Annotated in this window: 11 protein-coding genes and 1 pseudogene; 8 read left to right on the forward strand and 4 right to left on the reverse strand. The window is 36.7% G+C overall.

The genetic code is table 11. The annotated features are described in order from the left end of the window. The first annotated feature begins 210 nt into the window (after positions 1 to 210). Genes ACFIM6_RS00885 through ACFIM6_RS00895 form a run of 3 tightly spaced genes read left to right on the forward strand, consistent with a single transcriptional unit; the run spans position 211 to position 1089 of the window. Positions 211 to 657, forward strand: coding sequence for a DNA polymerase III subunit chi (locus ACFIM6_RS00885; protein WP_375611244.1), 447 nt, complete (start codon positions 211 to 213; stop codon positions 655 to 657). Beyond that, complete coding sequence (locus ACFIM6_RS00890; RefSeq protein WP_375611245.1) at positions 657 to 836, forward strand: hypothetical protein; 180 nt, start codon at positions 657 to 659, stop codon at positions 834 to 836. Before ACFIM6_RS00885 ends, ACFIM6_RS00890 begins: the two co-directional genes overlap by 1 nt. Continuing rightward, a complete protein-coding gene (locus ACFIM6_RS00895; protein ID WP_375611246.1) occupies positions 823 to 1089 on the forward strand; it encodes a hypothetical protein in 267 nt (88 codons plus the stop codon). Before ACFIM6_RS00890 ends, ACFIM6_RS00895 begins: the two co-directional genes overlap by 14 nt. Here the strand turns inward: ACFIM6_RS00895 and ACFIM6_RS00900 are convergent. Then, positions 1086 to 2375 carry an MFS transporter gene (locus ACFIM6_RS00900; protein ID WP_375611247.1) on the reverse strand — a complete coding sequence of 430 codons (1290 nt, stop codon included), beginning with the start codon at positions 2373 to 2375 and terminating at the stop codon, positions 1086 to 1088. The two genes, ACFIM6_RS00895 and ACFIM6_RS00900, sit on opposite strands and share 4 nt — an antisense overlap. 572 nt (positions 2376 to 2947) lie before the next feature. Between ACFIM6_RS00900 and bafA (ACFIM6_RS00905) the strand changes: the two genes are divergently transcribed. The 5 genes and pseudogenes from bafA (ACFIM6_RS00905) to ndk all read left to right on the forward strand — a co-directional run bounded on the left by bafA (ACFIM6_RS00905) (position 2948) and on the right by ndk (position 15491). After that, positions 2948 to 8452: a BafA family autotransporter gene (gene bafA / locus ACFIM6_RS00905; RefSeq protein WP_375611248.1), complete on the forward strand. Its 5505-nt coding sequence runs from the start codon at positions 2948 to 2950 to the stop codon at positions 8450 to 8452. Between the two features lie 360 nt (positions 8453 to 8812). Beyond that, a complete protein-coding gene (bafA, locus tag ACFIM6_RS00910; RefSeq protein WP_375611249.1) occupies positions 8813 to 11377 on the forward strand; it encodes a BafA family autotransporter in 2565 nt (854 codons plus the stop codon). A gap of 323 nt (positions 11378 to 11700) precedes the next feature. Further along, positions 11701 to 11926, forward strand: a pseudogene (locus ACFIM6_RS00915) (hypothetical protein); the annotation flags it as partial. A 286-nt stretch (positions 11927 to 12212) separates the two neighbouring features. Further along, positions 12213 to 14801, forward strand: a complete 2589-nt coding sequence (gene bafA / locus ACFIM6_RS00920; RefSeq protein ID WP_375611250.1) for a BafA family autotransporter — start codon at positions 12213 to 12215, stop codon at positions 14799 to 14801. Between the two features lie 267 nt (positions 14802 to 15068). Further along, the gene (gene ndk / locus ACFIM6_RS00925; RefSeq protein ID WP_375611251.1) at positions 15069 to 15491 is read left to right on the forward strand and encodes a nucleoside-diphosphate kinase; all 423 of its coding nucleotides are present in this window, start codon (positions 15069 to 15071) and stop codon (positions 15489 to 15491) included. A gap of 329 nt (positions 15492 to 15820) precedes the next feature. On the opposite strand, the gene pgsA is transcribed toward ndk, so the two are convergent. The 3 genes from pgsA to ACFIM6_RS00940 all read right to left on the reverse strand — a co-directional run bounded on the left by pgsA (position 15821) and on the right by ACFIM6_RS00940 (position 19712). Beyond that, complete coding sequence (gene pgsA / locus ACFIM6_RS00930) at positions 15821 to 16402, reverse strand: CDP-diacylglycerol--glycerol-3-phosphate 3-phosphatidyltransferase (RefSeq protein ID WP_273723320.1); 582 nt, start codon at positions 16400 to 16402, stop codon at positions 15821 to 15823. A gap of 72 nt (positions 16403 to 16474) precedes the next feature. Next, a complete protein-coding gene (gene uvrC, locus ACFIM6_RS00935) occupies positions 16475 to 18454 on the reverse strand; it encodes an excinuclease ABC subunit UvrC (protein WP_375611252.1) in 1980 nt (659 codons plus the stop codon). A gap of 394 nt (positions 18455 to 18848) precedes the next feature. Continuing rightward, on the reverse strand, positions 18849 to 19712 hold the full coding sequence (locus ACFIM6_RS00940; RefSeq protein ID WP_375611253.1) for a 23S rRNA (adenine(2030)-N(6))-methyltransferase RlmJ: 864 nt from the start codon (positions 19710 to 19712) through the stop codon (positions 18849 to 18851). Between the last annotated feature and the right edge of the window lie 960 nt (positions 19713 to 20672).

Below are 20672 nucleotides of genomic sequence, written 5' to 3' on the forward strand. Positions count from 1 at the left end.
TCTACAAAGAATCTAGAAAATAACTTAAAAAACTTTTTTATTAACGTTGAAGATAAAAATTTTTGTCTTTTAAAGACACGTGCAAAAAGATAATGCATCTCAATCAAAAAAGAGGGTTTATATCTTGAACCGTTTCCTTTGTATTAGGGATATAGAATTTTTTTTAAAAAGATGTTAGCTTTTTATAAAGAATGATGAAGGCTTAAGAGATTGGATATTTTATTCTATCATTTGACGCAGTCAACGCTGAAGGATATTTTGCCGACGCTTGTGGAGCGTGCATTGGCTCGTTTTGGTAAAGTAACAATACAATGTGTGAGTAAAGAACAACGCGATTCTATAGATATACATTTATGGGTTTATACTGATGAATCATTTATTGGACATGGAACGGAGTGTGATCAATATCCAAACTTTCAGCCTGTATTTCTTACGACAGGACAAGAAAATCCGAATGATTCAAAGATTCGTTTTCTCATAGAGGGAGCTGTTTGTTCGGATATTGATGCTTATCAACGGCTTGTCGTGATATTTGATGGTAGAAGTGAAGAGCAGTTGAATCTCGTTCGTGCACAGTGGAAAAAATATAAAATGGAAAATCATAATTTAACGTATTGGCAACAGACTGAAGATTGTCGCTGGGAAAAACAGGTTTAATGCGTCTTGTATCTATTGTTCTGATTTTTATAGGATTACTGGGAATAGTAAATCCTGCACTTTTTATTACGGAAGGCTCAGGGGGAGGGCGTTGGGTTTTTATTGTGATTTTTCTTTTAGGCATGTTAAATATATGGACTATAATTAAAAAAACGAAACGCCATAATGATAATTATTGATCGAATTTTGCTTGTTTTATGGGCTGTGATGTTGGCCTTCTTTTGCGTTTCATGGTTGGGGACAACGCATATCTTATCAGAAATGTTTGCTGTTTCTTATATAAGCAATATTGCAGATTTTTTATTTTTCTTTTTGAGTGCCTTGTTTGCAGGAATATTGTGGTGGAAAATACCTCAACCCCTATCTTTAAAAACGAAACTGGCAGCATTTTTGCCGCCAGTCCTTATTTTATTCTTCGTTATTATATTTTAGTTGGATATTTCATCATCTGTAAATCCGACGAAGCAAATCAGTGAAATAAAAGAAGCAAGAAGCAAATAATAACCGATATAAGATGTATCGAAATGTTGCACCAGATATTCTGCAATATAAGGCGCGAGAGATGCTCCTACAATAGCAGATAAATTGAAAGTAATAGAAGAACCGGTATATCGAATTGCTGTTGGGTATGGTGAAGCCAAAACAGCACCAAGAGGACTGTATATCATTCCCATGAGAGATAAGCCAATGACAGACATTGCAAGGACTCCTATAACTCCAGAATTTAAGAAATAAGGAATTGCGAAAGAATAAATACCGGTGATGATTGTAATCCAAATCATCAAAGTTCTACGTCTAATACGGTCAGCGAGTCTTCCCGTGATGACAGTAAAAATCCCACAAAAAATAGCACCGACAATTTCGATTTGAAGAGCTTGATGAAATGGCAATTGCAAATGGTTTGTTGAATAGCTTAACAAATATGTAGTAACCAAGTAAAACAAAACAAAAGTTGCCATACCAGAAAATATTCCAAGAAATAGGATTCGTGGACATTTTAAAAAGACATCTATGATAGGAACTTTGACATGTTTTTTACTTTCAAGAGTTTTTTTGAATTGAACAGTTTCATTGATTGAAAGACGGACCCATAATCCTATAATCATAAAAACAACTGAAGCAATAAAAGGAATACGCCATCCCCAAGCTAAAAGTTCTTCACGATCAAGGAAATGCAGCAGACCCAAATAAACAGCAATAGATAAAAACAAACCTATTGAAACGCCTAATTGGGGAAACATTGCATACCAGCCGCGCTTTTCTGGAGGGGCATTTTCTGTAGCGAGCAAAACAGCTCCTCCCCATTCTCCTCCTAATCCAATTCCCTGTCCAATACGGCACAAGGTTAAGAGGAAAGGGGCAAACCACCCAGCTATTTCATAAGTAGGAAGAAAACCAATAATGACTGTTGAAAGACCCATTGTGAGAAGAGAAGCGATAAGTGTTGCTTTTCTTCCAATCTTATCTCCAAAATGTCCAAAAACAACTGATCCAAAAGGGCGGGCAAAAAAGGCTGCTCCAAATATTAGGAAAGATTGTAAAATAGCAATTTGATCATTTTGTGTTGGAAAAAACACATGAGGAAATATAAGAGCTGCGGCAGTGCCAAAGACATAAAAATCAAAGAATTCAATTGTTGGGCCAATAAGGCTTGCAAATAAAATCCGACGAGGGGAGTTTCTGTTGCTTGTAGCTTTCATTTCTGAGTTTATAGACATGAATAGAATGTCCCTTTTAGTATATGACAAATCAAATGACGAGTTAACTGACTATAACTATAGAAATTTCAAATCGGTGTCGAGTCAATATTATGACACTTCGTTATATATTAGAACAATGATTATGGACTGATGAGTATGAATAAGTGATCTATATATTATCCATATTGAATAAAATAAAGACACTGTTTTAAATGCTGTAGAAGATGGCAATAGGTGGCCATAAACGCAGCTCTCATTCACATTGCTGTTTCCTTTAAAGTTTAATGCCATTTTTATCTATTAAGGAATCAATCTTATTCGTAGATCAGTGTTTAGTGTCTCAAAATATTAAAAATATTTTTCATGGATGCAATTATAACACTTTTAAAGTGTATCTAAAACAAATTAAATCTTTTAGTTGTGCATGCATTTTAAAACACATGGTGTATATTTGATCTGTCAGAGCTTAATCCATCGAATGCTTTGCTATCTTAAAAGACATGAGGTTGAGCAATTACGTTGTGTTGTTTTGATCTATGCACTTTTTTCTAAATGGGAGAATTTAAATTTAAAATTATGGAGTGTAAATAATGCAACGCAAATTGAAATTAAGTTTTTGTGCGGTAATGGCCAGTGGTTTTTTTGTCAAGATTGCGAGTGCATATGGAGTAGCTACACCAAGAGAAAAGTTATTAACACCAGTAAGTATCAGTGAACACCTAGAAGAGACAAGAAAGTTGTTATCGGAAGTGAGGGGACTAAAAGAAAAAAAGGGGGGATCAAAAAAGATAGAGAATAAACAGACAGTAGAAGGAAGTGATCTTTCAGAAGAGGAAAGGAAGAGATTAGAAAAGCTATTCTTTGAAGTACTCCCAAATTCAATAATAAGCGATGGTGCTACGATCTATATTACTAACCGTGACTCTGAAGGTTCTGAAATAAATAGCTTTAACTATAAAGATGCAGCTTATTCCATTAATAATACGGTTAGAGAAGGGGGAAAACTCTACATTGATGCAGCAAGTGTTAGCAGGGATACGACAATTGAGCATGGTGGGATTGAGTTTGTCCAAAACTTGAGCAGTTCGGAATATGCCGCTGTTAAAAAAGGGGGAAAACAAATTGTTGAGAGTGGTGCAAATGCAGAAGGGGCTCAAATCCATGGCGGTGAGCAGATTATTTTTGGTAAGGGGTTTCTTGGGGATGGTTTGTCGCGTGAAGATAAGGCAAGTAGTGCTTATGGCACTGAAATTCATGCTGCAGATGGAATGCTAGGAATACAAAGTGTCTATAGTGGGGGGATGGCTGTTGACACAAAGATTATGAAAGGTGGTGTCCAGAATCTTGATGGTAAAGAGAATTTTCATAACGGTTTCTCAGAAGATGCTGATACAGCCGATATAAAAGATGAAGATTTTACAATTAATGAGGGGGCTTTTGCACTGAGTACCGAACTTTTTAAAAATGGTATGCAGAATATCTTTGCAGGAGGGAATGCGAGCGAAGTTACTTTATACGATAGAGCTACTCAGAAGATATATGATTCTGGATACGTGGATAATCTAACAATTAATCATCAAGCACAATCATGGGTTTTTGCCGGTGCGATATTAGATAAGGATACAAATGTTAATGATTTTGGCAACCTCTATCTCTATGCTGGAAATGGTGAAGCTGTTACGGAAGTAGAAAATCTTAATTTAAATGGAGAAGATAGCAAACTATACATTATTGCGTCTGAAGATAACGGCAAAAAAACTGAGATTAATGTTAAGAATTTAAAAGGAAATGGGAGAGTTATTTTTACGTCTTTAGGGACTAATAAGCATTATTCACAGCTTAATATCGATGATCTTTCAGGTTCTTTACATTTCGATTTTAATGTCAATTTTGCCAAGCAGCTTAGTGATTATCTTGTGATTAAAAAAAGGGGCTCTGGTTCTCACACAATAAGTGTGGCTGATTCTGGGCGTGAAATTACAAATTCTTCTTACAAAAAGCTTAAATTAATTACTGATCGCAGCGGAAATGCCCATTTTACTCTGACAAACACTTTTGGTGAAAAAATCGGAACTGTTGATGCCGGAACCTATCGGTACAGTTTGAAACATAGAAACAATAAGGGTACTGGTAAAATTTGGTACTTAGATGCAAACCACACCATTGATGAGACAACTTCTCAAGTTTTTGATAGTGTATTGAAACCATATACTGGTTCATCAAGTGATTTACTTACAGAACTCACAATTGATCAAGGAACAACTATTTCTATTGCAGATCCTAGCTTTGACACGAGTAGCAAGGAAGTTGATAGCAATGGAGAAACTTCAATTAGTAATACAGTTAAAGATGGTGGAAAGCTTTCCGTTTATAGCGGTGGTTTTAGCTTGTATACGACAATTCAAAGAGGTGGCACTGAGCTTATTAAAACACAGGGTCTTTCACAGGATACTATTGTTCATAAAGGTGGGCAACAAAAGGTTAAAGAGGGGGGAAAAGCTGAAGGGGCTAAAATTTACGGAGGTGAGCAATTTGTTTCAGGAAAGTCTGATATTAAAGGTGCGACGGTGAGGAGCAGCGCCTATGACACTATCGTTTCTGGTGAGAATGGAGTGCGAGGATATCAGAATGTGTATGGTGATGGAGAGGTTTTTAACACACAGATCATGGAAGGAGGGATACAAAATCTTTATGGAGAAGAGGATCTAGACGAGTATAGCAGTTTTGCCTTTGATACGAAGGTCTTTTCTGGTGGACAGCAACATGTTTTAGCGGGAGGAATCGCGATTGGCGTTCTTTTAGAAGGGACTGCTTTTCAGGCAATAGATTTAGGAGGTTATGTAAAAGATTTAACCGTTAAGGATCAAGCACAATCATGGTTACATGGTGGCGCAACATTGGAAGGAAAGACAACGGTTAATGATTCTGGACGGATTTATCTTTATGCTGGTGCAGAGCAATCTCGTACTGAAGTAGAAAAAATTGTCTTAAATGGCAGAGATACAAAATTGTACGCGATTGCCTCTAATATAGATGGTGAAAGTTCTTTGATTGAGAATCTGAGTGGGAATGGTCGTGTTATTTTTACTTCTACCGTGTTTAATCCACATTACTCTAAACTTGAGATCAATGATCTTTCAGGGAGTTTACATTTTAGGTTGCATACTAATTTTGCAGAACAGCGCGGTGATTATCTTCTGATAAAACAAGGATCAGGTAATCACACCATAAGTGTTATCGATTCTGGTGTTGAAATTACCAATTCTCCTCTACAAGATCAGAATTTAGTTTTGGAGCTTGATTTAATTCATGTTCAAAGCGGAAATGCGCATTTTACTCTGACAGATTTTTCTGGTGAAGAGACGAGTACGATTGATGGTGGAGCTTACATGTATGGCTTAAAGACAAAAGATGATAATGGGGGAAAGACTTGGTCTTTGGCTACATCACAAATAACTTCTGCTCCTGTAATTCCTTCACCTCATGTGGAGTCGCCTATAGATAAGCTTCCTGAAAAAGAAGAAAATATGACATCGTCAAAAGATTTTAGTATCTCTGATGTAATTCATTACAGCATTGGGGAAGGAGGAGGAATTCTACAAAGCTCTTGGCTCGGTGATGATAACGTAGTTTATGTCTCTGATGATGGAGAGCAAGGTGTTCTTAAGAAGTCTATTAATAATACAATTCAGGGATCAGGAAGACTTTATGTTGAAGCTGGTGGTTTCAGTAAAAATACAACCATTGAAAATGGTGGTGTTGAGATTGTAGGGGAACAAGGGATTTCAGAATTTACGATTATTTACGAGGATGGAAAACAAAGAGTGGAGGGAGGAGGAACCGCATTGAGAGCTGAAATTTATGGTGGGGAGCAGCTTGTTTTCGGAGATGGTTATGTAAATGGTGGAATTGTGGGGAGCAGCGCTTATAACACGATACTGTATGGTCAAGGTGATACGCCAGGACAGCAGAATGTATATGATGATGGGATGGCTGTGGGAACAAAAGTGATGAGTGGAGGAATACAAACTCTTGCTAAATGGTTTCCTAATGATGATAACTTTGCAGAAAAAGCCGGCGGTTTAGCTGTAAATGCTGAAATCTTTTCAGAGGGTGTGCAGCGTGTTTTAGCAGGAGGTGAAGCAAATACAGTCATTTTACGCACTGGTGGTGTTCAAGAAGTCTATGCAGGTGGAATTGTAAAGAATCTAACGATTGAAGGTAATGCTAATTCATGGATTTCTCCTGGTGCAATATTAGGAGGAGAAATAAAAGTTCAGGATTTTGGTGGGCTCCATCTTGATGCTGGAGATAATGGTCAACAAACTATAGTAGAAAACATTGAATTAAACGGAGAAGACGCTCAATTATACTCCGTTGCTCGTGGGTTTGACGATAAAAGTACACGCATTCAGCAGTTAAGCGGTGTAGGAAAAGTCATTTTTACTTCTTCTGAAGATGATTTATATTACTCTCAGCTTTATATTGATAATCTAGCAGGGAGTCTACATTTTGACCTTAATGTTAGCCTTGCAGAAGGAAAAGGTGATTACCTCTTTATTGAGAATGGGAGTGGTTTTCATACAATAAGTGTCGTAGATTCTGGTATTGAAATTGTTGATCCTTCTTCAACAGAACTTGATTTAATTTTTGATCAAAGTGGAGGAGCACATTTTACCCTGAGAAGCTTTTCTGGTGCAAATGTTAAAACTATTGATGGCGGAACCTATACGTATGGTTTAAAACAGAGAATTGATGAGGGTGGGGGCGAAAAAGTTTGGTATTTATCTGCAGTATTTATTGATAATGTTTCATTTCTCAACAGTTTACCACGTAGTAGAAGCAGATCTGTGCGGCATTTAAATCAAAATCAATCGGTTTCTTCTCTTTCAACGATTGCAGCACCACAAGCGCATGTTATAAAATTGCCACGTCGAAGAGAGAACTGCCAAAACTTAAGGCAAAAATCTCAGGCTTCTGTATCTCCAACTGTTTTCTCTCTTGGAAGTCACGTTATTGAAGTTTTAGGTTCAGGAAGTTCTCATCCTCTTTCTGATGAAAAACAACAAACTGCTGTTTCAACCTCTTCTCAATCTTTAGCCGATCAAATGATTTTACGTCCAGTTCATAAAGAACAACCTTTGCCACAATTTAGTGAGAAACTTTCAGTTTCTCACTTTTTGACCACTCCCTCTACAGATGCGGTATTGTCTATGTCTGTGGCTCCAGTGATGGTTTTTCACAATGAAATGCAAACCGTACGTGCGGGAAGAGGAGTTCTAGATAAAAGTAAAAAGAATGCAGCTTTATGGACTTATGCGATTAAATCTAAAGAGAGCATTGCGACAGAGCATATAGATTTTAAACTGGATCAGACCGGTATCGTTTTGGGGATCAATGGTTTAGGCGAGTGGGAAAATGGAGAGTTTTATATAGGTGGTTTTGGCAGTTATGATCGTGCCCGTGTTGCGCATGCACGGGGGGGTAACAGTGGAATCAATACTTATGGTATTGGTGCTTATGTCACTTATTTTGATCATAGTGGATGGTATCTCGATGGTATTTTAAAATACAATCATTATCAAAATACTCTAAAAGCCGTTTCAACGAATGGTTTAGAGATTGAAGGAACATATACTCAAAGGGCATTGGGAACTTCCTTTGAAGCTGGTTATCGACTTAAGACGTCAAAGAACAGTTGGTTGCAGCCTTATGGACAATTTACATGGTTGCGTGTTGAGGGTAAAGAAATCAAGTTATCGAATGGCATGACAGGTGACATGCGTCCATTTACTTCATTACGCAGTGAGGTTGGCTTATCTTTAGGATATGAATTTGGTTCTCACATGGATTCCTCATCGCTTGCGTATATTACAGCAGCATGGTTGCGTGAGAATAAAGATGACAATCAAACATTAATTAATCAACGTCATCCATTTACCACGGACTTATCGGGCAATGCAGGTAAGTTAGGATTAGGTTTAAGCAGTTTTGTGAGTGAGAAGTTAAAGTTATATGGTGAGGCCCATTATGTTAAAGGACATAAAACAAAACAGTCCTTTCAGGGTATTTTAGGTGTACGCTATAGTTTCTAACGATATGGTTATTTTTTAGTTATCTTTAAATGTATGATTAGTTTTTTTAAGTTTTTAATGCAGCATCAGAGAACAATTTTTCAGAGCACGCAGCTTCGTTGTTCATGATAAACTGTATACCCTTATATACTTGATTATGCATTACTTTTTTTTGATAAGAAAATTCTGAGGAAATGCTAAAGAAGCACTATAAAAACGCCCTTATATTCTTGATCAAAAAAGTATTAAAAAAACTGTAAAGAACGGTTTTTTATGAAATAAGGAGGATTTTTAAGAAGGATTGTTGCAATCTAAGGTTGAAAATATGTTTTGTAGAGCTAATTACGTTCAGTGTCTATGCAGGCGTGAAGGGGGGAGGATATGGCTCTACAATATAAATGGAAACGACATTGTTGGATACTCATGTTGAGCAGCTGTTTTGTGCAAGCTGCTGCTGCAAATGAGGGAAGAGCAGCACTTTTTTGTCAATCTTCAAGTTATGAAAATGATAAGGTATTTCACGATCAATACAATGAGGATATGAAAACAGGCAGATGCATACTTGGAGCCTCTCATGATGTCATGATAAGAACGCGCAATGAATTAGACTTTTTGAAAAAGCCTAGCGATTTTATCATGGATAAGGGTGCTAGAGTGTTTGCGAGTCAACAGGAGCTTGACAGCAGTCATCGTGACAATGCTGGATATAATGCACAAGAACAAAATACTGCGTTTCTTAAAAAGCCTGAACTTATTTCCATTAAAGATGGGGCAATATTAGAAAATTATATCCTTGATAATGAAGGTAAAGCATACATTTCAAATGATGGTGAGATTGATAGTCCAGGGCGATCCATTAATAACACTGTAAGGAATGGTGCAGAGCTTTATGTGTATGCAGGAGGACTCAGTGAGAATAGTAAAATTGAACATGGTGGAATTGAAAATGTTCAGGCTTTAAAGGGAAAACAAGGTTTTTCGAAAAATGCTGTTGTTAAAGAAGGCGGGCACCAAAGTGTTGGAAATGGAGGGAAAGTAGAGGGGACTAAAATTTATGGCGGTGAGCAGCTTGTTTTCGGCGAGGGGGATATTGGAGGAGAGATTAAAGGCAGTAGTGCTTCTCATACTATCATTTATGGTCAAGATGAAACACTAGGCCAACAAAAAGTATATGATGGCGGAAAAGTTTGGAATACAAAAGTTATGCAAGGGGGTGTCCAAGAGGTTGGACAAAAGTCTCAAAGTGCAAAAAATGGTGGTTTTGCATTTGACACAGAAGTTTTTGGTGGTGGTAAACAACGTATCTTAAAAGGCGGTCAGGCTATTGGAGTCACTTTAAATGAGAGTGCTATTCAGGAAATATATACTGATGGATCTGTAAAAAATCTAACAATGAATGATCAAACAAAATCATGGGTGTATGCTGGAGCAACATTAGAAGGCAAGACACAGGTAAACCATTCTGGGCAGATCCATCTTTATGCTGGAAATGATCAACAACGCACCACAGTAGAAGATATTATTTTAAATGGAAAAGATACAAAACTATACTCTATTACTGATGAGTTTGATGGAAAAAGTTCTTTGATACAAAAATTAAGTGGTGAAGGGAGTGTTATTTTTTCGTTTACAGGTTCTGATCCATATTATTCTCAGCTTCATGTGAATAATCTTTCAGGAAATTTACATTTCGCGTTCAATACTACGATTGCCCATAACCGTGGTGATTATCTCTTGGTTGAGAAAGGCGCTGGGAAACATACAATAAGTGTTGCTGATTCTGGAGTTGAAATCACGGATCCTTTTTCAAATAAGCGTGATTTAATTACGGATCAAAGTGGTGGAGCGCATTTTACGCTGACAGATCTTAAGGGTGAAAAAATTAACGCCATTGATGGTGGAACTTATATGTATGATTTGAAAGAAAGAAAGGATGAAAATGGAAAAGTTTGGTTTTTATCGGCAGACCGCCTCAATGGACCAGAACCTTCTATACCAGATCCGACAAATCCTTTTTTTCCTGGAGAAACATCAACAACCCCCTCTACAGATGCAGTGTTAACGTTGTCCGTAGTTCCTGGGCTTATTTTTAATAATGAGTTGCAAATTATACGGAATGGTAGAAAAATTTGGGACAGAAATAAGAAGGATATCGAACTATGGACTTATGGGATTAAGAGCAGAGAACGTGTTGCGACAGGCCATACACACTTTAAGCTTGGGCAGACAGGTTTAGTCTTTGGTGCTGATCAGTTGAGTGAATTAAGGCATGGAGAGTTGTATGTTGGTGGTTTCGGGAGTTATGATCAAGTACGTATTTCTCATGCACGAGGTGGTGATAGTGATCTGAGCTCTTATAGCATTGGAACTTACGCAACTTATTTTGATCATCGTGGATGGTATATGGATGGTGTTTTGAAATATAATTATTACCAGGATGATTTGAAAGCCATCTCAACGAATGGTTTAGCCATTCAAAGTCATTACAATCAGTGGGCGATAGGTGGATCATTTGAGATTGGCTGTTATTTTGAACCGGCACAGAATACTTGGATGCAGCCTTATATCAAGCTAACAGGTTTGCAGGTTGAAGGTAAAAGAATAAAACTTTCCAATGGAATGATAGGTGATCTAAGCCCGTTAACTTCATTCCGCAGTGAAGTTGGATTGACTGCAGGACATGAATTTTTTGTGAGTTCAGAAACTTCATTAACAGCTTACATTATGGCAGCTTGGTTGCGTGAGAATATAAATAATAATTATACGACAATTAATAACCAGTATAAATTTATTACAGATTTATCAGGCAGTGCGGGTAAATTGGGAATTGGTTTAAACGGTTCGGTCAATGATAAACTAACACTTTATGCGGAAGCACATTATCTAAAAGGACATAAGATTAAGAATGCTCTTCAAGGTATTTTAGGATTACGCTATAGTTTCTAAATATGTGTGCATGGCTGATTAACTTTACAAATGTAATTGTTTTGCAAACTTAAACAGATAACGTTCGGCTATGTCTTCTCGAGAGTTTAAGGACTTTCTCAAATAGTAGAAATGTCTTTATACTCTCTCTTTTAAAGGCAACATACTGAATTTATAATAATAATTCATTTTTATGCATGTTGAATGAGAGTCGCGAAAATCATAGGATTCTCTCATTCCAAATCTGTTTATGTTGAATCAATCAAAACCATTTTCTTGCACGTCACAAGCAGGCAAGCCTGCGTGGATAAAAATTGTACAAGAAAGAACTAAAAATACCTCTTATTAAACTGCCTCAAGTACCAAAGGGTGTCGCGTTGCAACATTTTAGGGCTGGAAAAGTGTGTGATGGTACCGGTTTGCTTACGCCATAAGCGTATGGGGGTTCAATGGCTTTACCGGTATACCATTCATGGATGACGTCGCGAAATGGGCTTGGGTGCGTTGAGAGATATCTCTTTAAAACAAGTGTGTGAATGTACAACCCAATGGCGTTTTGTTTTACGTGAAGAGGGGCCCCATTAAAGGGCACGAGCATTTTTTTCATCTATAATTCCAGATATGCAAATTATTCCTTGAATTTAAGTGAACATTTTGAATTTTATTCAATTTTTCTGCCTTAAGTTAGAGTTTTTTAGTGGCTCATAGATAAACAACTTAAAGTTGCTTAAATTAAAAAAATACACTAAAAAATTGTATTTAGACATAAATAAAACACATTATGATACAATCTAAAACGAGCTACCTATGTAGCCGCGGGGTATTTTTCTAAATAATTGAGAGTGGAGTGTGGATAATGCGGTATAGATACAAATTAAGTTTTTCAGTATTGATGATCAGTAGTTGTCTTGTGCAATCTGCAAGTGCAGTTGAGAGTAGGAATAGAGTGCTAACAAGAGCAACACATGTGGTAAATAGAGAAGAGGAAGAAAAAAAAATAGCACTGATGTCTAATTTTTTTCGCAATAATACTATTCTCAAAGATGGTGATGTAGAGCTTGTTGATAATGGAAAATCCTCCGTAGGATCTAATATTAAAAAAGGTGGGATGCAGATAGTTGTACGCGGAGGAACTGCAATTAATGCTGAAGTTAGAGGTGGTAAGCAGTTTATTCATGAAGAGCCCAATATTGATCTTACACGCGTGTTGAGACGGAGTAGTGCATATAATTCCACAGTTACTGGTGTAGATGGAGCAATAGGGCAGCAGAATGTGTATGATGGGGGAGGTGCTTGGTATGCGAAAGTGGGAAATGATGGAGAACAAAATATTTATGCGGGGCAAAGAAAGGAAGGGGGGAGAGCAATGTTTACAGAAGTTTCTGGGAATGGGAGACAGCATGTCTTAGCACTAGGGGAGTCTGTGAAAACTACTTTGAAGGATCAAGCTATTCAAGTTGTATATCCTATGGGATTTGTAGATACTTTAACAATTACCGATTTTGCTAAATCGTGGTTCCATGTTGGTGTACAAGAAGTCGTTGGAGAAGTAAGGATCAATGGTGGCGGAGAACTTTATTTATTCGCTGGCGATAGGACAAATCATATAACTAAGAAAAAAATTCCTATAGAAGAGAGCGTGGATGAGATAATATTTGAGGTTGGTGAACGGAAGATAGGAGAAAAACCACAGATTAAAATTAAAGATTTAGGGGGGCAGGGTGGGACTGTTATTTTTTCTTCTATTCCGTATGATCCACGTCATATTTCACTTTATGTTGAGAGACTTTCAGGGGATTTACATTTTCGATTCAATATTAGCGCTACGTGGGATGCGAGTGATTATTTGTTGATTGGTGAGGGCTCAGGGAATCACAAAATAAATATTGCAGATTCTGGACGTGAAATTACAGGTCCTCTCTCACAAAGGAATAGTTTGGTTACTGAGCTTCCGTTAATTACCGATAGAAGCCACAATGGCGGAGCTAATTTTACTCTGGCAGATCTTTTGGGCAAGGACATTACAGCTGTTGATGGTGGAACCTATCAGTATCGCTTAGTGAAGAGAGGAAGATGTGCTGATTCTAGTGGTAGTGCTACAATTTGGTATTTAAGTAGAGCTTCTGGAGATACGGAAGGTTCTAATTCTGAAGTAGAGTGTGTGAATAAGAAAGCGAAGATTCCTCTTGCATTGTCTGCTGATACGGGTATACAGTCTGATCAAGGGGCTTCTTCTGAAGGAAAAAATACCGGTCCTCGTCCACTTACTAAAAAACAGCCATCTAAACCACGACCTCCACGTCATTTAAGAGGGGCACAGAATGTCTCTAGTGTTTCTGTATCTCCCTCTCAAGAAAATCAGACTCTTGTAGCGTTTCCTCTATCAGGTCTTCATCCTTTTTCTGATGAAAAACAACAAACTGCTGTTTCAACCTCTTCTCAATCTTTAGCCGATCAAATGACTTTGCGTCCAGTTCATAAAGAACAACCTTTTCCACAATTGAGTGAGAAACTTTCAGTTTCTCACTTTTTGACCACTCCCTCTACAGATGCGGTATTGTCTATGTCTGTGGCTCCAGCGATGATTTTTCACAATGAAATGCAAACCGTACGTGCGGGAAGAGGAATTCTAGATAAAAGTAAAAAGAATACGGCTTTATGGACCTATGCGATTAAATCTAAAGAGAGTGTTGTTACAGAGCATATAGATTTTAAACTGGATCAGACCGGTATCGTTTTGGGGATCAATGGTTTAAGCGAGTGGGAAAATGGAGAATTTTATATAGGTGGTTTTGGCAGTTATGATCGTGCCCGTGTTGCGCATGCACGGGGGGGTAACAGTGGAATCAATACTTATGGTATTGGTGCTTATGTCACTTATTTTGATCATAGTGGATGGTATCTCGATGGTATTTTAAAATACAATCATTATCAAAATACTCTAAAAGCCGTTTCAACGAATGGTTTAGAGATTGAAGGAACATATACTCAAAGGGCATTGGGAACTTCCTTTGAAGCTGGTTATCGACTTAAGACGTCAAAGAACAGTTGGTTGCAGCCTTATGGACAATTTACATGGTTGCGTGTTGAGGGTAAAGAAATCAAGTTATCGAATGGCATGACAGGTGACATGCGTCCATTTACTTCATTACGCAGTGAGGTTGGCTTATCTTTAGGATATGAATTTGGTTCTCACATGGATTCCTCATCGCTTGCGTATATTACAGCAGCATGGTTGCGTGAGAATAAAGATGACAATCAAACATTAATTAATCAACGTCATCCATTTACCACGGACTTATCGGGCAATGCAGGTAAGTTAGGATTAGGTTTAAGCAGTTTTGTGAGTGAGAAGTTAAAGTTATATGGTGAGGCCCATTATGTTAAAGGACATAAAACAAAACAGTCCTTTCAGGGTATTTTAGGTGTACGCTATAGTTTCTAACGATATGGTTATTTTTTGATTGATTTCAATGATAATTTTGATAGGAAGCATTTAAAATTATGGAAGAAGATTCAATATTTATTAAGAGTCGGTAGCGCATTTTTATGATGGGATGAGCAATTGCAGGATTTTTATTAAAGTTTTCTTTATAATTTATTCTATATTTTTGAGAATTTGTATAGATTTTTGCAGAGTCACTTGGCAAAGGGCTCCTTGCTCGCTATAGAAATGGCCAGAGAATGTTATCAATGAAATAAAGGTGGTTAAATGGCTTTAGAGCGTACTTTTTCGATGATTAAACCAGACGCAACCCGTCGTAATTTGATTGGCGCAATTACTAAAATGCTTGAGGATGCGGAGCTACGTGTTATTGCGTCTAAACGTGTCTGGATGAGCAAACGTGAGGCTGAAAAATTTTATGCTGTTCATAAAGAACGTCCTTTTTTTAGTGAATTGGTTGAATTCATGTCTTCTGGTCCAACCGTTGTACAAGTTTTGGAAGGTGAAAATGCAATAGCTAAAAACCGTGAAGTAATGGGGGCTACGAATCCTAGTAATGCAGAAGAAGGGACAATTCGTAAGGTTCATGCTTTATCGATTGGCGAAAATTCTGTCCATGGATCCGATAGTGCTGAAACGGCAAAAACAGAAATCGCCTTTTGGTTTCCTGAGGTAGAAATTGTTGGTTAATAAAGCGTTTATAATAATAAAGCGTATATAAGAAGCAAAAATCCGAAACACTATGTTTCGGTTTTTTGCTTATAAGATTATAGATTTTTTTGAAAGCATATAGAGCATTAATCGTTTTTTTAGCTTTTAATATTACAGCTGCTTTTACGAAAATATAAAGCCTATTTACTCTTTTTTGAATAGCTTTTATCTACACGTCCCCCTTATTTGTAATGTGCAAAACAGTGTTTGATTGATTTATCATTAATAAAAATAAATCAATCTTATGCTATTCTTATCTCTTATTTAAGTACAAAAAGATAAATTATCATTATAAATCTCCATACTCTTCATAGGATAACGTGTTTTAAACCTGCACGAAAATAATCCCACCCTGTCCACAATGTAAGGAGGGCAGAAATCCACAACATAGTAATGCCAAACTCTACTGTGTAAGGGAAAATTTTATTACCGGCTGGTCCAGCTAAAAGAAATACAATAGCGATCATCTGTACAAAAGTTTTCCATTTTGCAAGACGAGAGACAGGAACACTAACTTTTAACTCAGCCAAATATTCACGTAATCCTGATACAAGAATTTCTCTGCAAAGAATGATAATAGCTGCCCATAGTGTCCACCCAGCGATGGTACTGTCTGCGGCAAGCAAGAGCAAACAAGCAGAGACGAGAAGTTTATCGGCAATTGGATCTAACATGCGACCAATATTGGATGTTTGTTCCCAAATACGAGCAAGGTAACCGTCAAGAAAGTCAGTAATGGATGCAACGATAAAAATAGAAACAGCAATCCAGCGAGTGATATCACTTGATTGTAGTCGCCCTTCTAAAAAAAAGCATGCAACAACCATTGGGACTGCAACAATTCGTGCATAAGTTAAAATATTTGGAAAAGAAAAAGTATGATTTTTCATGGAGCCATTTTTAATTCTTGTGAAAGAGAATATATTTCCTAAACGTAACAAGGCGAAGGTAATGAAACAAGCCTATTTTTCATGAAAATGGTTATAAATTTTTTGTGCAATTGTCATAGAGATTCCCGTAACTTTTTTTAAATCTTCAAATGAGGCACTAGCAACAGCTTTGGCACTTCCAAAATGATGAAGCAATGCACGCTTTCTTGTCGGACCGATATTTTCGATTTCATCAAGTGGGTTTTTGAATGTTGCTTTTTTTCGTTTTATCCTATGAGTTCCAATCGCAAAACGGTGTGCTTCATCACGCAGACGTTGCAAAAAATAGAGGATAGGATCACGTGGAGGAAGTGTAAAGGGGGGAATACCTTTTATAAAAAATCGTTCACGTCCCGCATGACGGTCAACACCTTTGGCGATTCCAACAACTGTGAAGAGATCATTTAATTGTAATTCAGCAAGTATTGCATGTACGCTGTTGATTTGTCCTTCACCACCATCGATTAAGATAAGGTCAGGCCAAATGGGAAAAAGATCATCATCTTTTATGTCATGACTTCTATTTGGCAGATCATACTCTTTGATAAGGCGTGAAAATCTTCGTTTAATCACTTCTTTCATCATGCCAAAATCATCGCCAGGCGTGATATCTGTTGAGCGAATGTTGAATTTTCGATATTGATTTTTAATAAATCCCATTTGACCAGCAACAATCATAGCTCCTACAGCATTTGTTCCCATGATATGAGAATTGTCATAGACTTCTATCCGGCGTGGAGGAAAAGGTAGTTGGAATGTTTTAGCAAGACCTTGAAGCAATTTTGTATGGGTGGCTGTTTCAGAAAGCTTATGTTCAAGTGCTTCATGAGCATTGAGATAGGCACGATTAACAAGAGTTTTTCGTTCACCTTGTTTAGGTAAAGAGAGGGACACTTTGTGATTTGCTTTAAGACTAAATGCCTCTGTAAGAAGTGTCTTTTCTTCAATTTCTTCAGATAAAAGGATGCTTTTAGGAAGTGGTTTATCATCGTAAAATTGGGCAAGAAAACTCGCTAAAATTTCAGTGCGGGAAAAAGAGGGATCTGCTTTAGGAAAATAGGCACGGTTTCCCCAATTTTGCCCCATGCGAAAAAAGAACACTTGAATACAGGTCATTCCTTCTTTTTGCGCAATTGCAAATACATCCGCTTCTTTTATCGTTTGAGGATTAATACTTTGATGGCTTTGTATGTGAGAAAGGGCTGATAAGCGGTCACGATAGGAAGCTGCTTGTTCAAAATCGAGATTTTCAGCGGCTTTATGCATAGCTTGAACCATATCGCTTTTAATAGATTGATCTTTTCCCGAAAGGAACGCTTTTGCTCCTTTCACCAGTTCTTTATAATCACTGTCACTAATTTCATGAGTACAAGGTGCAGAACATCGCTTAATTTGATAAAGCAAGCAGGGGCGTGTACGGTTTTCAAAAACTGAATCAGTACAGGTTCGTAATAAAAAGACGCGTTGTAAAACATGAACTGTTTGTGTCACTGCACCAGCAGAAGCAAAAGGACCAAAATAGTGAGCTTTTCGTATTCGAGCACCACGATGTTTGTAAAGTGCAGGCACTCGATGATCATCTGTAATCATAATATAAGGAAAACTTTTATCATCACGTAGGAGTACATTAAAATGTGGATGCAATCTTTTGATGAGATTGGCTTCTAAAAGGAGTGCTTCTGTTTCTGTATGGGTGACGATAAATTCCATATGATATGTTGCACGAATCATGCGGGTAATACGATTATTGTGTCCTTGTTCACGTGTATAGTTTGAAACACGTTTTTTGAGATTACGAGCTTTTCCAACATAGAGAATATCACCATTTTCACCAATCATCCGGTAAACCCCTGGCTTATGCGGAAGGTGTCTAACAAACTCTTGTATGAACTTGATACCTTGGAATTGATTTTTCTCATTGCTTTGATTAGCATTATGCCATGTAATATTAGAGAGAAAAGAAAGATTTTCCCGTTCATTTTGCGGACAATTTGTATTATTTTTCAGGACCATTCCGTTTATTACGAATATGTTGTTTGTTTAATATATGAAATATTCTTTTTTGTTAAATAATGATTATTTATGTCTTTATAATTTTTTTCTATAAATAATATCTTATAACATAAGAGTATGATTTTAGAGAGCCGATCTTTCATAAAAAATATGAGAGTTGTTATTCTAAGACAGCTTTATGAATTTGCCCAATTTATCCATTAAAATGGATTGAAATAAGAAATCCATGATGATTAAGAGGATAGGCTTTCTAAAAAAAATAATTCACGCTGATCGTTATTAGCTTACCATTATAATATGTTGATATTATCCAAAGAATCAAAGAACTTTATCATTTAATGCCTTTGTATTTTACAACATGATATTTGATTTAGGAAAAATATTAGAGAAAGATCTAAAATAATAGATGTTCTTTTTGAAGCCACTTATGCGTTATTTTGGCATTTTCATCTTGTCCAAGACGGTTGATAAGAAAGGGGCTGAGTTTTTTCATTTCTTCTTCCAAAAGGTAGGGAGGGTTAATAATAATCATACCACTTCCATTCATTGTCGGTGGACTTGAATTTTTTCGGATACGCATTTCAAGCTGTAGAATCTTAGGAATTCCGGTTTGATAAAGCGCGTGAAGAAAACTTTCAATTTCTTTGTCATATTTAACAGGATACCATAAAGCGTAGATTCCTCCAGAAAAGCGACGATAGGCTTTCGTTAATCCATCAATAAGGCGGGAAAACTCTCCAGCTTTTTCAAAGGGAGGGTCAACAAGGATAAAACCACGTTTTTCTTTTGGTGGTACATGAGCATTTAAGGAAAGCCAACCATCTAAATGCAGAACTTTTGTTTGATAATCTCCTGCAAAGTTTTTTGCTAAAATATGATAATCTTCATTGTGCAATTCTATTGCGGTGAGGCGATCTTGTTTCCGTAATAATTGACGAATAAGAACAGGAGATCCAGGATAAAATACAATTTCTTTTTCCCCTTTATTGAGGGCATCAATGATATCACACCATGGACAAAGGAGTGTTCTTAAATCTTCTGGGATAGGAGTTGAAAAAAGTCGTTGGACACCTTCGCGCCACTCTCCTGTTTTATGTGCTTCTAAAGAAGAAAGGTCATAAATACCGATTCCAGCATGCGTATCTATAACGCGAAAAGCTTTTTCTTTGCGTTTGAGATATTCTACAATGCGAGTGACAATAATGTGTTTAAAAACATCAGCAAAATTGCCAGCATGATAAATATGCCGATAATTCATGGAGTAAACTCTATCATATGTATAACTGTACCGGATTATTAGCATAGAATAATAGAATTGATATCCATAAAAATACTCTTGTAGAAATCAAACAATACCCTCACTCCCAAATTATACACTACAGAAAAAATATTAATGTCATCAGAGCATTTATTCACAGAGCTATTTTTATATAATGAGATTAATCGTTAAAATTTTAATTTTTTTATATGAAAGATAGACAAGAAGAGATCAAACATTTCAATAGAGATATTTATGTTGTAAGAGATTTTTTTATGACCGCGGACTCTTTCAGGAAAACTATAAAAAAACTCAATTAACGAGAATATTATTGAAGTTTGTTGAAAAATTGAAGGGTATCTTTCAAATTCATTTTGTTTAAAGATTAAAGAATTTCAAATGGTTGATAAAAACATTGTTACATTTATAAGTTTTTTAGCAAGCGTAAAATTATGGATAGAGCAATAAAGTGCTGGTGTTATAGTGATAGATTTTTGTAAAAGTGTGAATGAATTTCATTGTTTTAAGCGGAGCCGAAGCTTTACATTATACACGCTAAATAGCTAGGTTATTGTGTATGATGCTAAAATAAAACTTTTGAAAATTGATATGTGCTCTGCAAGCTATCTCAATCAAAATGAGGAATTTTAAACTAAAGTAAATAGGTTTATCTATCTCTAACACTGTATTATCGAGCGGCTTTATGAGGTAATCTTATAAAAAAGGCTAGGATAAGAAATTCTTTTTATATGGATTATGCTTCGGTACCATGCTTTTGATTGAATGTAATTTTCAATTCATGCCCATTCTGTTTTCAATACTGAGATAGGTTAAACACATGATATTATGAGAACGCATGCCCAGAATCCGGAGACTTGTAATAGTTAGAGCATACAGTGGTTTAGAGAGCTGGTTATATGGAGGTATTTTACTGAATAAAGGCACAAGCTGGTACCTTTT

The organism is Bartonella sp. AA9NXGY (genome assembly GCF_042196845.1).
Lineage (GTDB): Bacteria > Pseudomonadota > Alphaproteobacteria > Rhizobiales > Rhizobiaceae > Bartonella.